Origin of the sequence: Terasakiella brassicae (genome assembly GCF_014641495.1) — a bacterium.
GTDB classification, from domain to species: Bacteria; Pseudomonadota; Alphaproteobacteria; order Rhodospirillales; family Terasakiellaceae; genus Terasakiella; species Terasakiella brassicae.
Map to the genome: position 1 here is coordinate 146,013 of NZ_BMHV01000007.1, position 11,998 is coordinate 158,010.

14 protein-coding genes, 1 tRNA gene and 1 other RNA gene are annotated in these 11,998 nt (G+C 47.9%); 7 read left to right on the forward strand and 9 right to left on the reverse strand.

The window, feature by feature from the left end:
* The first annotated feature begins 107 nt into the window (after positions 1-107).
* The 3 genes from gabT (at position 108) to IEW74_RS06720 (ending at position 3,844) form a co-directional block, all read left to right on the forward strand.
* The gene (gene gabT / locus IEW74_RS06710) at positions 108-1,376 is read left to right on the forward strand and encodes a 4-aminobutyrate--2-oxoglutarate transaminase (RefSeq protein ID WP_188663012.1); all 1,269 of its coding nucleotides are present in this window, start codon (positions 108-110) and stop codon (positions 1,374-1,376) included.
* Between the two features lie 14 nt (positions 1,377-1,390).
* On the forward strand, positions 1,391-2,842 hold the full coding sequence (locus IEW74_RS06715) for an NAD-dependent succinate-semialdehyde dehydrogenase (protein WP_188663013.1): 1,452 nt from the start codon (positions 1,391-1,393) through the stop codon (positions 2,840-2,842).
* A gap of 219 nt (positions 2,843-3,061) precedes the next feature.
* Complete coding sequence (locus IEW74_RS06720) at positions 3,062-3,844, forward strand: 3-hydroxybutyrate dehydrogenase (RefSeq protein ID WP_188663015.1); 783 nt, start codon at positions 3,062-3,064, stop codon at positions 3,842-3,844.
* Here the strand turns inward: IEW74_RS06720 and IEW74_RS06725 are convergent.
* The 4 genes from IEW74_RS06725 to IEW74_RS06740 all read right to left on the reverse strand — a co-directional run bounded on the left by IEW74_RS06725 (position 3,841) and on the right by IEW74_RS06740 (position 6,652).
* Positions 3,841-4,650 (reverse strand): alpha/beta fold hydrolase, encoded by an 810-nt coding sequence (locus tag IEW74_RS06725; RefSeq protein WP_188663017.1) that lies wholly within the window; start codon positions 4,648-4,650, stop codon positions 3,841-3,843. The genes IEW74_RS06720 and IEW74_RS06725 overlap by 4 nt on opposite strands.
* A 27-nt stretch (positions 4,651-4,677) precedes the next feature.
* An RNA gene (gene rnpB / locus IEW74_RS06730) (RNase P RNA component class A) lies at positions 4,678-5,065 on the reverse strand.
* A gap of 28 nt (positions 5,066-5,093) precedes the next feature.
* Entirely contained in the window at positions 5,094-5,738 is a 645-nt protein-coding gene (locus IEW74_RS06735; protein ID WP_188663019.1) for an N-acetylmuramoyl-L-alanine amidase, read from the reverse strand.
* On the reverse strand, positions 5,735-6,652 hold the full coding sequence (locus IEW74_RS06740) for a LysR family transcriptional regulator (protein ID WP_188663021.1): 918 nt from the start codon (positions 6,650-6,652) through the stop codon (positions 5,735-5,737). The genes IEW74_RS06735 and IEW74_RS06740 overlap by 4 nt, the downstream gene beginning before the upstream one ends.
* A gap of 130 nt (positions 6,653-6,782) precedes the next feature.
* Between IEW74_RS06740 and IEW74_RS06745 the strand changes: the two genes are divergently transcribed.
* A complete protein-coding gene (locus IEW74_RS06745; RefSeq protein ID WP_188663023.1) occupies positions 6,783-6,971 on the forward strand; it encodes an RSP_7527 family protein in 189 nt (62 codons plus the stop codon).
* A gap of 162 nt (positions 6,972-7,133) precedes the next feature.
* On the opposite strand, the gene IEW74_RS06750 is transcribed toward IEW74_RS06745, so the two are convergent.
* The 5 genes from IEW74_RS06750 to IEW74_RS06770 are packed head-to-tail and all read right to left on the reverse strand — an operon-like array spanning position 7,134 to position 10,703.
* Positions 7,134-7,313 (reverse strand): DUF3012 domain-containing protein, encoded by a 180-nt coding sequence (locus IEW74_RS06750; protein ID WP_188663025.1) that lies wholly within the window; start codon positions 7,311-7,313, stop codon positions 7,134-7,136.
* Between the two features lie 14 nt (positions 7,314-7,327).
* A complete protein-coding gene (locus IEW74_RS06755) occupies positions 7,328-8,962 on the reverse strand; it encodes a cation:proton antiporter domain-containing protein (protein ID WP_188663027.1) in 1,635 nt (544 codons plus the stop codon).
* A 52-nt stretch (positions 8,963-9,014) separates the two neighbouring features.
* Positions 9,015-9,566: a demethoxyubiquinone hydroxylase family protein gene (locus tag IEW74_RS06760; RefSeq protein WP_188663029.1), complete on the reverse strand. Its 552-nt coding sequence runs from the start codon at positions 9,564-9,566 to the stop codon at positions 9,015-9,017.
* Positions 9,567-9,592: 26 nt separating this feature from the next.
* Entirely contained in the window at positions 9,593-10,111 is a 519-nt protein-coding gene (locus IEW74_RS06765; protein ID WP_188663032.1) for a disulfide bond formation protein B, read from the reverse strand.
* A gap of 10 nt (positions 10,112-10,121) precedes the next feature.
* Positions 10,122-10,703 (reverse strand): YqaA family protein, encoded by a 582-nt coding sequence (locus tag IEW74_RS06770; protein WP_188663034.1) that lies wholly within the window; start codon positions 10,701-10,703, stop codon positions 10,122-10,124.
* Between the two features lie 276 nt (positions 10,704-10,979).
* Here IEW74_RS06770 and IEW74_RS06775 point away from each other — a divergent pair.
* From IEW74_RS06775 to IEW74_RS06785, 3 genes are all read left to right on the forward strand, one after another.
* Positions 10,980-11,066: transfer RNA gene (locus IEW74_RS06775), tRNA-Leu, on the forward strand.
* Between the two features lie 217 nt (positions 11,067-11,283).
* Positions 11,284-11,496, forward strand: coding sequence for a hypothetical protein (locus tag IEW74_RS06780; RefSeq protein WP_188663036.1), 213 nt, complete (start codon positions 11,284-11,286; stop codon positions 11,494-11,496).
* Between the two features lie 63 nt (positions 11,497-11,559).
* Positions 11,560-11,838, forward strand: a complete 279-nt coding sequence (locus IEW74_RS06785) for a hypothetical protein (protein ID WP_188663038.1) — start codon at positions 11,560-11,562, stop codon at positions 11,836-11,838.
* Positions 11,839-11,998 lie beyond the last annotated feature (160 nt).

Here is an 11,998-nt window from a genome sequence, read left to right on the forward strand (position 1 = left end):
GTCAGCTACGGTTTTCACACAATTAAATGAATAACGGTATGCAAAGGATGCATATGGCATCCCCTTGCCTGCCCAAGGACTACTTTGGAAAGAATAGAGGTACTAAAATGGCTAACAATGCAAATCTTCTGGAACGTCGTATTGATGCGATTTCGCGCGGCGTCGGCTTTATCACGGATTTCTTTGCGGAACGTGCGGAAAATGCGGAAATATGGGATGTAGAAGGTCGTCGCTTTATTGATTTTGGCGCCGGGATCGGGGTCTGCAATACAGGACACCGCAACCCCCAAGTCACAGCGGCAATTGAAAAACAAGTCGCAGCCTTCACCCATACCTGCCACCAGGTCACGCCTTATGAAAACTATGTGGAATTGGCGGAAAAACTGAACAAGTTTGTTCCCGGTCCCAGCAAGAAAAAAACCGCTTTTGTCTCCACTGGTGCCGAAGCCGTTGAAAATGCCATCAAAATTGCACGCGCCCACACAGGGCGTACAGGTGTGATTGCGACAAATGGCGGTTTCCACGGCCGGACATTTATGGGGATGAGCCTGACAGGTAAAGTGATGCCTTATAAGGCGGATTTTGGTTCCATGATGAACGATGTGTATCATTTCCCGTTCCCTAATGATGTGCATGGCATTTCTGTTGAGGCCTCTATCAAGGCATTGGAGAACTTGTTCAAATCCGATATTGCCCCGAAAAATGTCGCGGCCATTATTTTTGAACCGACACAAGGCGAAGGCGGTTTTTATCCGGCGCCGCAAGATTTTGTTGAACGTATCCGTGCCATTTGTGACGAACACGGCATTGTTATGATTGCTGATGAAGTTCAAAGCGGTTTTGGGCGTACTGGCAAGTTCTTTGCGATGGAACATTACGGTGTTGAAGCCGACTTGACGACCTCTGCCAAAGGATTGGGCGGCGGGATGCCAATTTCTGCCGTTATTGGTAAGGCGGAAATCATGGATGCGCCGAACCCGGGTGGTCTGGGCGGAACATATGCCGGTAATGCGGTTGCCGTTGCGGCCGCGAATGCGGTGTGTGACATCATGTCCGATCCGGCCTTCCATGAACGTACAACCGCCTTGGGTGAAAAATTACGTGCCATGTTGAGCGCATTGAAAGACGATGTTCCCCAAATTGCAGACGTGCGCGGTCAAGGTTTGATGGTTGCTGTTGAATTTATCGAAGATGGGAACCCGCGCGCAGATATGGTGGCTTCTGCCATTAAATTTGCCAAAGAAAACGGCCTGATTTTGTTGTCTTGCGGTGTCTATGGCAACTGCATCCGTTTCTTGCCGCCTTTGACCATTCAGGACGAAGTTTTCGACGAAGCCCTGAACATTATTGCCGCTGCCATTAAACAAGCCGCGTAAAGGGAGATATTTTTATGAACTTGACCAACAAAGCACTCCTGCGTGACAAAGGTTATATCGACGGGGCATGGGTGGATGCAGACAGTGGTGAAACGCTGGAAGTGACCAACCCTGCGACGGACGAAGTGATTGCGGTTGTTCCCAAGATGGGTGCCGCAGAAACACGACGTGCGATTGAAGCGGCCCGTGTTGCACAAAAACTATGGAAACGCCGCCCGGCGAAAGAACGTTCAAATATTCTTCGTAAATGGTTCACCCTGATCATGGAAAATCAGGAAGATCTCGCGCAAATTATCACGGACGAAATGGGTAAACCCTTAACGGAAGCTCGTGGTGAAATTGCCTATGGTGCAAGTTATATCGAATGGTATGCCGAAGAAGCCAAGCGCGTTTACGGTGAAACGATTCCGGCCCCATCTGATGATAAGCGTATCGTTGTGATGAAACAGCCGATCGGGGTGATCGCCTCAATCACCCCGTGGAATTTCCCCAACGCCATGATTACCCGCAAAATTGCCCCGGCCTTGGCGGTTGGGTGTGCCACGTTGATGAAGCCGGCGGAACAAACCCCGCTGTCTGCGTTGGCCTTGTGCGAATTGGCGGAACAAGCGGGCCTTCCGAAAGGTTTGATCAACTGCATCATTGGTGATCCGGTTGCCATTGGTGGCGAAATGACGGCAAATGACACAGTTCGCAAAGTGACCTTTACCGGTTCGACCGGTGTGGGCCGTTTGTTGATGAAACAATCTTCCGATACCATCAAAAAACTGGGATTGGAATTGGGCGGTAATGCACCGTTTATCGTTTTTGACGATGCGGATTTGGATGCCGCTGTCGAAGGCGCGATGATTTCCAAATATCGCAATTCGGGCCAAACATGCGTTTGCGCCAACCGTCTTTATGTTCAGGAAGGGGTTTATGATGCCTTCGCTGAAAAACTGGCGGCCAAGGTGCGGGAACTGAAAGTCGGAAATGGACTGGACGATGGTGTTGTTCAAGGTCCGTTGATTGACATGAAAGCCATTGAAAAAGTCGAAGACCACGTGGCCGATGCGCTTGCCAAAGGCGGTGAAATTGTGTGTGGCGGGAAACGTCATGCCTTGGGCAAAAGTTTCTTTGAACCGACAATCATCAAGAATGTCACCAAAGAGATGAAAGTCGCCCGTGAAGAAACGTTCGGCCCCGTGGCCCCTTTGTTTAAATTCAAAGATGCCGAAGATGTCATTGAACAAGCCAATGATACGGAATTTGGTTTGGCCTCTTATTTCTATTCCAAGGATATGAGCAACGTTTTTCGTGTGGCTGAGGAATTGGAATACGGCATGGTTGGTGTCAATACAGGGCTTATTTCAAATGAAGCGGCCCCATTTGGCGGAGTGAAACAATCCGGTCTGGGGCGTGAAGGTTCCAAGTTTGGATTGGATGACTATCTGGAACTGAAATACGTCTGTTTATCTGAAATTTAATAGATTTCCTTCCTCCTAATATCAGGGGGAAGGATGGTCTCTCCCGAGAGTTCTCCCCTAGAGACTCTTTACTTATCCCCTTCTTCAATTTGGAGAAGGGGATTTTTTTTAATGACCTTCCTAAAAGCCGGATTGCAGGCCTGTTGAGCGTCCAAGAACCTTGACCTTGGAAAGCAAATGTTTAACTATCCTGCAAAATTATATATGGGAGATATTTTCATGTTAACGGGCAAGATTGCAGTTGTAACAGGGTCGACAAGCGGGATTGGTTTGGGGATTGCGCAAGCATTTGCCGAACAAAATGCCGATGTGGTTGTGAATGCACGGACACAAACACCGGAAACCGATGCGTTGGTTGAACAACTGAATGGCTTGGGCACAGGGCGTGTTATCTTTGCAGCGGCGGATTTGTTACAACAGACAGAGATCGAAGCTATGATGGCAAAAGTCAAATCCGATCTTGGTCCTGTTGATATTCTGGTTAATAACGCGGGCATGCAGCATGTGGCGCCGATTGAAGATTTTGCACCGGATAAATGGGATATGGTGCTTTCTTTGAACTTGACTGCTGCATTTCATACCATGCGTTTGGCATTGCCTGACATGAAAAACAAAAACTGGGGCCGCATTATCAATGTGGCGTCTGCCCATGGTCAGGTGGCTTCTGTCAATAAATCGGCCTATGTGGCCTCTAAACATGGATTGATCGGTTTAACCAAGGTCTGTGCGCTGGAAACCGCCGAAAGCGGCATCACGGCCAATTCCATTTGTCCCGGTTGGGTGCGCACACCGTTGGTGGAAGATCAAATCGTGGCACGTGCTGAAAAATCAGGACGTTCAGTTGAAGAAGAAGCTCGTGACCTATTGTCGGAAAAACAGCCCTCAAAACAATTTGCAACGCCTGATCAATTAGGGGCAGCTGCTGTGTTTCTCTGCAGTGATGCCGCCAGCCAGATGACCGGCTCCTCCCTGACGATGGACGGCGGCTGGACGGCTGTTTAAACGTAAAATTTGATTAAAGTGTCAACGAACCTCCCCGGATCAAATAGATGTGGGGAATGGTCGGCCTGTTCAATCAGGTGAAGTTGGTTATAGGGTAATGTCTTTTGCATGTAGCGTGCAACCGCTTCACCGTAATAATTGCTATCTGTTCCATAGACCAACAGGGTAGGTAGGGTGATGTTGGGCAGAAGATTACGAAAATCGGCTTGTGTTAAATCCCGCCAGATATCAATGAGGGGAAGGGGATCAAGGTTCTGAAGATAGGCCCGCAAGGCTTGCATGCCTTTTGAATTTTCTTCGTATTTTTTACGTGTTTTTGCATTGTGACCAAAGGCTGCGAGTTTAAGAACATTTTCGGCAAACTCATTTTGTATGGCGTTGATAAATGCAGTGCTTTTATCTTGATCAAACTGCCCGTAAATGCCGTGAGGCCATGTCGGGTCTGTAACCAGTTTGGGTGTTTGATCAATGATTGCGATCTGGGACAGGCTGTCCTGTCCGTAAGTTTCCAGATATTGCCAGAGGACAAACGCCCCCATAGAATGCCCGACGACCATCGGCTTATCCAGCTTATAATCACAAATCAGATTGTTCAGGTCTGCCGCCATTTTGGACAAGGTGCATGGTGTTTCGCCGTGATGTACAGATTGCCCATGCCCGCGTGCATCCCATGTGTAAAGGGTGAAGCGGTCTTTCAGCAGGTCAATGATGCGCGTCCAGTCGTGATGGGATCCACACCAACTGTGTAGCAGGATAAGCGCAGGGCCGTTCCCCTGAATATCTACATAAATGTCACGATTTGTCATTATGCGGGCCATATGCGTTGAAGAAATGAAGTCAGGTGGTCTGTAAGCCGGGTTCTGTCCCCCTGTTTGCACAGGATGGATGATCATTCGTCTGGGACGTTTGTTGCCAAACGCCTCGCGCGACACACCCGAACGGTAATGTGGATATGCATTTGCAGCCCGTTGAATCTGCCGTCCGTTCCTATTTGGTCTTGCTTCCGGTGGGGTTTACCATGCCTGTCCTATCGCTAGGCCAGCGGTGCGCTCTTACCGCACCCTTTCACCCTTACCTTTGTAAACAAAGGCGGTTTGCTTTCTGTGGCACTTTCCCTAAGGTCACCCTCGCCGGACGTTATCCGGCACCGTATATCCATGAAGCCCGGACTTTCCTCCCCATAGCCGTTACCAGCTATGGAGCGATCATCCAACCACCTGACACGGCTTTGCTTAAGTGTAAAGGGGGGCTAGGTCAAGCAAATCCTGCTTAACGCTTGTTTTGTTCTGTCATCAAGAACACCGCTGAGATGATTTGGGGTGAAATGGCGTTGGAAAGCCAGAATACTATCTGTGCTTTCGTCTTCGTATCCTAGGTCAAGGAGATTGGTTTGGTGGTTGTTTGAATCTAACCATAAACCAACACCGTTTTGCGCCAGCTTTTGCCACGGAAAAAGTTCACCGGGGTCTTGTTTACGACCGGGGGCGACATCACTGTGTCCGACGACATTACGCGCCGGGATGGGATGACGGGCCAGTATGTCTTTGGATAATTGTATGACAGCATCGATTTGTAATGTGGGAAATGCACGATATCCCCATTCATGGCCGGGATTGACGATCTCAATACCGATTGAACGGGCATTGATATTTGTGTGTCCCCGCCAATAGGCAACACCGGCATGCCAGGCACGTTTATCTTCTGTGACCAGTTGGGTAATGCTGCCGTCTTCGTCAATCATGTAGTGGGCGCTGACTTCGGCTTGTGGGTCACACATGCGTTCCAATGCAGCCCGGGCCGTTTTCATACCGGTGTAATGCAGGACCAGTATGTCAATGGGTGTATCCATCGGACGTTCATCAAAGTTAGGGGAGGGTGATGATGAAATTTTCATGTTTCGTATTGATCCCACGGTGGTATCGGACTGAGTTTTTCCAAAAGAAAATCCAGAAAGACCCGAAGTTTCGGCGCAACATAACGATTTTGCGGATAAATTGCCCAGAAATAAACCCGCGAAGGCGGTTCATAGTCGCGTAAAATTTCCACCAGATCACCGCTTTGAATACGTTCCCCGCACAAAAGGGTCGCCAGACGGGCAATGCCAAGCCCCTGTAAGGCCGCATAATGGTGAGCCTCGCCATTATTGCTGAGGAAACTGCCACTGACATGAATTAATTTTGGCCCCGGACAATTGATGAATGGCCAGTCATTCAGGTAGGCGGGTTCGTTATAGGTGATGCAGTTATGGTCCAGTAATTCTTCCGGGGTTTGTGGTTCCCCGTATTTATCCAGATAACTGGGCGCGGCATAGACAATGCGCCGCAATCGACAAATGCGCCGGGCGATCATGGAAGAATCATAAAGTTCATCACCAATACGCAAGGCAACATCATCACCGGACTCCATTAAATCGACACGGTGATCGGATAAGTTCATTTCAATTTTGATGTCGGGATAACGCTCTTTGAATTCGACCAGCAAGGGGGCGATGCGTCGCGCGCCCATGACAACCGGGGCGTTGACACGCAACAACCCGCGTGGACTGTCACGCATACCGCCAACTTCGCTTTCGGCATTTTCAATATCAATTAAAATGCGTTGGCAATGTTCGAGGTAGCGCGCACCGGCTTCTGTCAAATGGATTTTACGTGTCGTGCGATTTAACAAGCGAACACCAAGCCGGTCTTCAAGGGCATTGATTTGTTTACTGACGGCAGAAGGCGTGAGGTGAAGTGAACGCGCAGCAGAAGAAAAACTTCCTTCCTTTACAGCTTGTGTAAAGATATTCATTTGGGTTTCTTTGGTCATGCTTCACCTATTTGTGAATAAAACTCACAAGTCGTTTGCCAAAATAACATATTATCTTTTCTCAGGAAAAGAAATACATTCTTATTCATCGCAAGGATCAAAATGCGATTTGAAATTTAGGAGAAGAGATATGGATAAATATATGTTGCTCGAAGCAGAACCGTTGACCCAAAAAGACATCGATTTGGCGATCAAGCGTGCACGCGTCATGCGCTCTGAAGCAGCGTGGAATGTGTTTGCCACGATCTCCACCTGGATTTCAAAGCAATTCCATTCAAACAATGCAGCAGGCGGTTCCGGTCTGGCGCATTCTTCTTAAATAGGCTGGTGAAACCTCCCCAACCTGACTGGCCTATATTAAGTCAAAAAACTGGAACACAAGACGTCCCCAATCTATGCCCTTTTGCAAACCTCCCACTTGCAGAAGGGCATTTTTTTAACCGCTTCCCTTCGAATAAACCTCGAAGGGAAGCGTTTTTTATTAGAATACGCAGCTTTTGGCAAATTCTGCGGCTTCGTTCGCGCTCCAGTCCCCTTTGGGCTTTTCTTTCAAGTCCGCGCACCATTCTTTGGAACCGACTTCCGGTGAACAGGCGGATAATCCCGCAACGCTGAGCGCAAGAACAGCAATCAAACAAAGTGTCTTAATCAATCGAGTCATAATATATATTTCCCTTATACCTTAATTTGATCTGGCGTATCCTCACGGGGGAACATCAGAAATTTTTGCATTTGTTTGGCTGTACCCGTGCCAGCTTCTTCATAAATGTTGTAAACTTCGTCAATTTCCGCATCAAGCAGTTTTTCAACGTCATCGCCATACTTGGCTGTTGCGACGAGGGGGCCTTTATAGCCGTGTTCACGCAATTGTTCGGCTGCACGGATGTTGGATTCGCGGTTGGGCATGGCCAGCAGGATCAGATGAATGTCACTTTCGTGATGTTGTACGCGTGACCAGAATTCCGGGTTGGAGGCATCGCCGGTTATCACGTTTCGGCCTTTCTTTATGTGACGTTCAACAACCCGGTCATCTAAATCAATCCCCAGAATTTGACCATCAACCTGATCATGCATCTCGTCATAAACCGCGCTGCCAATCCGCCCCATCCCGAAAACCAGAATAGAATGACCGTGTAATCCGATATCGCCGTCTCCTGACAGTCGTTTTGCGCTTTCAAATCGTTTTAAAAATTTCTGATAGGATTGGTAGATATTGTCCGCCATCAGGCTGAAGGGGGAAGCCAGTACAAAAGAAGCCGAAACTGTGATGGCAATAATCGTCAGCCACTGTGAGGAAAGCCAACCGGAAGATATGGCAATGGCGGCAACAATTAAGCCGAATTCGCTATAATTCCCAAGCGATAAGGATGCCAGTGTACTGGCGCGGGACCGCACCCGAAATAAGGTGAACAGCCGAAAGAACATAACGGTTTTGAAAGGGATGAGCAGCAACAGCAAAAGGGCACTGATCGCCGTTTCCCAAGTGGGTAACCCGGTCAGACCGATGGTAAGAAAGAAACCGACCAGAAAGACTTCTTTGAAGCTGAGCAAGGTATTTGCCAGTTCTTTGGCCTTGCTGTGGTTGGAGATTAAAACCCCCACAACCAAAGCGCCTAAATCCCCTTTCATGCCAACCAATTCAAACAGGAAGGCGCCGCCAAGGGCGAGAACAAAGCCAAAGAGGGTGAGTAATTCTTTGTGTCCACTCCATTCAAGAAATTTATGCAGAAGGAAGCGCCCCGGAATCAGACCGAAAAGGGCCAACGCCCAAATGGAGGGAACTTTACCGGCGGAGGCTGCCAGAAAAACAACGGCGACAATATCTTGCAGAACCAGAACGCCAATGGCAATTTGCCCGAAATGAGAGGTCAATGACGCCCGGTCTTCCAGCATTTTGACAGCGAAGACAGTGCTGGAAAAAGACAAGGCAAAAGCGATTAAAACCGCTGTACTGAATTCAATACCATCAAATGCAAACAACCCGAGAGAGCCAAGGCTCAGCAGGAAAATAACAGTGAGTATAATGGACCCAAGCATATGCAGGCTGGTGGATGCCCATATCTCCGGCTTAAGCAGACTGCCGATCCGTAATTTCAAGCCGATTGTAAATAAAAGCAGGGTGACCCCTAAATCGGCAACGGCCCGCAGAAAACTATCACCTTCAATACCGATCAGATGAAGGATGAAACCGGCAACAAGGAACCCCACCATTGGGGGGAGCCTCAGTTGTTTGAATAACAGCCCGAAGGCAAAAGCAATGGCGATCCATGCCGGGTCGCGGTGATCAATTGCGATAAGAAGGTCTTCCATCCACTATCCCTCAAAGGCGTGCATTTTTACGGGTAAAGCTGTTAGGTGCGGGTTAAAAGCGTTCAGAGACCCAAATGGCGACTTTTGAACCTGATTTTATGGCTTTGGTGAGCAATCCGTAAGCCGGTGCCTGTTTTGCACCATGTTCATAACCGATATCGCGGTGTTCGAGTTCTTCTTCCCGAAACTTTACAAATGTGTCGCGCAGTTCGGGTTCGCTATCGCCCAGTTCCTTGATTTGATCGGCGTAATGTGCGTCAATGGTTTCTTCAACAGCAACAGTGCAGGCCATCGCGGCTTTTTCACCTAACAAGGCCGTTCCTGCACCCAAGGCGAACCCGGCCATATGCCAGATGGGGGTCATAAATGTTGGTCGGACACGGCGTTGCGCAGCCATTTTATTAAAGGTGTCCAGATGGACTTCTTCCTGTTCCAGCATATGTTGAATCAGGTCTTTTTTGTCCCCTTTCCCCAACACAGCCATTTGCCCTTTATAGATACGTACCGCACCATACTCCCCCGCCTGATCCACGCGGACCATGCGTTCAATCATTTCTTTATGGTTTAAATCGCCGGGCATGCGACCTTTTGGGTGAGGAGTCATTCTTTATCTCGTCTGTTGTCACTGATTTACTGGGTATGCGCTTTAAGTTTACGCAAGATTGTCAGGCTCGTAAAGCAGGATAGGGCTAAAAACAGGCTGGCAATGGTATTGTAAACAGTAATTGAGATCCCAAACATGACCCAGTCGCGTGAATCGCAAGGTTTGAGCGGCTCTGACATGATGGAAGCCTTCAGGTCTTCGAAACTCATATTCAGGCTTTGGGCACCGCTACAGGCCGCTTGCCACCATTTTTCCTCGACCCCGAAATGGTAAAAGGCCAATGATCCACCAACAAGAAAAGCGATAAGGCAACCAAATAGGGCGGCTTGTTGTGTAAAGCCACCGGGCTTGCCGATAATGGCGAACAGGGCAAAAAGACCAGCCGCTGCATAAGGGATGCGTTGATAAAGGCAAAGGATACAGGGATCAATGCCCACAACATATTCAACAAAATAGGCGGTGCTGAGGGCCGCGATACAAACCAGCAGAATAAATAAGCCGGGCAGTTTCGGATTTTTGGAAATCTGTTGGATCAAGCTGTTCATATCAAGTGCCTTAATGCCAGAGTTTAATCAGGGCGAAACCGCCAACCAGAAGAATCACAAAAAGAAGCGTCAGTTTCCCTAAGTGTTTTTCGATAAACAGACGAATGGGACTGCCAAATTTCCACAACAGGGCTGCGATGATAAAGAACCGCAGGCCCCGACCAACCAAGGATGCCAAGGTAAACGGAAGGATATCCATTTGAGTGACACCGCTGGCAATCGTAAATAACTTGTAGGGAATGGGCGAGAAACCCGCAGAGAAAACGATCAGGACACCATGTTCGTTATAGAGCTCTTTGACAGACTCGAATTTTTCAACCGCATTGTAAAATTCCAGAACCGCCTTACCGATGGTTTCAAAAAAACCATAGCCGATCCCATATCCTGCAATCCCGCCGAGAACAGAAGAAATGGTGCAGATAAATGCGATTTTCCACGCCTTATCCCGGGCTGCCAGAACCATCGGCAACAGCAGGATATCCGGGGGCAGTGGAAAAAATGAGCTTTCAGCAAAAGATAAGATAGCCAGAAAAAACAAGGCATGTTTATGGGCGGCGAGGCCCATCATCCAGTCATAGGTTCGTTGCAGCACGTTCTGTTTATCCTAAGCGGTTGCAAAAAAAGCTGTTTAGCAGTGGATTCTCTCTCTCGCAATGACTTATGGGCAGAGAAGATGGAAAAATTATGTCAAATTTCCCTGAATGTAAAAAAAGACCGGATCAGAGTTCTTTTGTGACTATTCTTTTAAGGTTTTATGGCGCTTGAACGGTCATCAAACAGCAATATTTTCAGAAAGTGAGAAAAAGCACTTGCAAGCTCGGGAGTGACGAATTAAAAGGAGGGCAACCGAGCCCATAAAGGACACCGAGGCGGTGTGATGGAATTGGTAGACGTGAGGGATTCAAAATCCCTTGTCCGCAAGGACGTGCCGGTTCGACTCCGGCCACCGCTACCACTCTCAAGTCCTTTATACAGCTCGGTTTTTTATTATTTAAATTGTTCTTGTTTTGTTCTTGGTTTCATATTTGTGATAAGATACATATAAGCTCAGTCAACAGGAGAAGTGTGATCGGAAGGTCCTGTCTCCTGTTTTTTATTTCCGGTTGCCATTCCACATAAAAACGCTTTAGCCTTTTCATAATGCATACAAAGCAATTTAAAAGGTTAAGTGGATGTCCCGTATTTTTCAGATAATAATTGCGACTGCGATTTTGACCAGTACCACACCGGCTTTTGCACAAATGCAAATCGTGCCATTAAATTATGGTACCAATGCCCATGATCTGGATGGTGATGGTAAAACAGAACAAGTGATTAAATCATGGCGTGAGAACTACAATGCACATGGATATCACGGATACCTGTTTTTGGAAGATCGTGAATGATACAAAGGTCACATCACATCAACCATCACGGTGTCGGCACCTGATAAAGATGTTCACCAAGACATGGTTCGATCCGGTGAAGGTGCTGATTGCACGGTCACAGACTATATTTTGACCAAAACAAATGAGGATCAAGCACTGGAACTGCTCAAAGCATCACGTCCAACGACTGATGGGTATGGTGGTGAGCATACTGTCACATTTGAATTCTATAAATTAACCCGGAACGATGAAGGCATTCCGGGTGATCCGCACCGATATTGGCAGCGGTACAAATCCATCACATCTAAACAGAAGTATTGTGATGTTCATAACGCGATGAAGGCTGAACTACTTAAATAATCATCGCATCATTTTAGCAACCAAGGCTCCGATTTTTCGGAGCCTTATACATTAAGAGGCAGAAAGATTTGTTATGATCTTTCTGCCTCTTTTGTTTGTCAGGGAGGTGTTGCAACACCTCCCTGACGGTGCCTGAAGCGGTTGAGCCCATCGGGGCATG

Bases quoted from the DNA above. Each gene is read 5' to 3' on its own strand.
- IEW74_RS06725 (WP_188663017.1), bottom strand. From the start codon at position 4,650: ATGACAAATCGTGACATTTATGTAGATATTCAGGGGAACGGCCCTGCG.
- IEW74_RS06780 (WP_188663036.1), top strand. From the start codon at position 11,284: ATGTCCCGTATTTTTCAGATAATAATTGCGACTGCGATTTTGACCAGT.
- IEW74_RS06765 (WP_188663032.1), bottom strand. From the start codon at position 10,111: ATGAACAGCTTGATCCAACAGATTTCCAAAAATCCGAAACTGCCCGGC.
- IEW74_RS06735 (WP_188663019.1), bottom strand. From the start codon at position 5,738: ATGAAAATTTCATCATCACCCTCCCCTAACTTTGATGAACGTCCGATG.
- IEW74_RS06755 (WP_188663027.1), bottom strand. From the start codon at position 8,962: ATGGAAGACCTTCTTATCGCAATTGATCACCGCGACCCGGCATGGATC.
- IEW74_RS06720 (WP_188663015.1), top strand. From the start codon at position 3,062: ATGTTAACGGGCAAGATTGCAGTTGTAACAGGGTCGACAAGCGGGATT.
- IEW74_RS06750 (WP_188663025.1), bottom strand. From the start codon at position 7,313: ATGACTCGATTGATTAAGACACTTTGTTTGATTGCTGTTCTTGCGCTC.
- IEW74_RS06785 (WP_188663038.1), top strand. From the start codon at position 11,560: ATGGTTCGATCCGGTGAAGGTGCTGATTGCACGGTCACAGACTATATT.
- gabT (WP_188663012.1), top strand. From the start codon at position 108: ATGGCTAACAATGCAAATCTTCTGGAACGTCGTATTGATGCGATTTCG.
- IEW74_RS06760 (WP_188663029.1), bottom strand. From the start codon at position 9,566: ATGACTCCTCACCCAAAAGGTCGCATGCCCGGCGATTTAAACCATAAA.
- IEW74_RS06745 (WP_188663023.1), top strand. From the start codon at position 6,783: ATGGATAAATATATGTTGCTCGAAGCAGAACCGTTGACCCAAAAAGAC.
- IEW74_RS06715 (WP_188663013.1), top strand. From the start codon at position 1,391: ATGAACTTGACCAACAAAGCACTCCTGCGTGACAAAGGTTATATCGAC.
- IEW74_RS06740 (WP_188663021.1), bottom strand. From the start codon at position 6,652: ATGACCAAAGAAACCCAAATGAATATCTTTACACAAGCTGTAAAGGAA.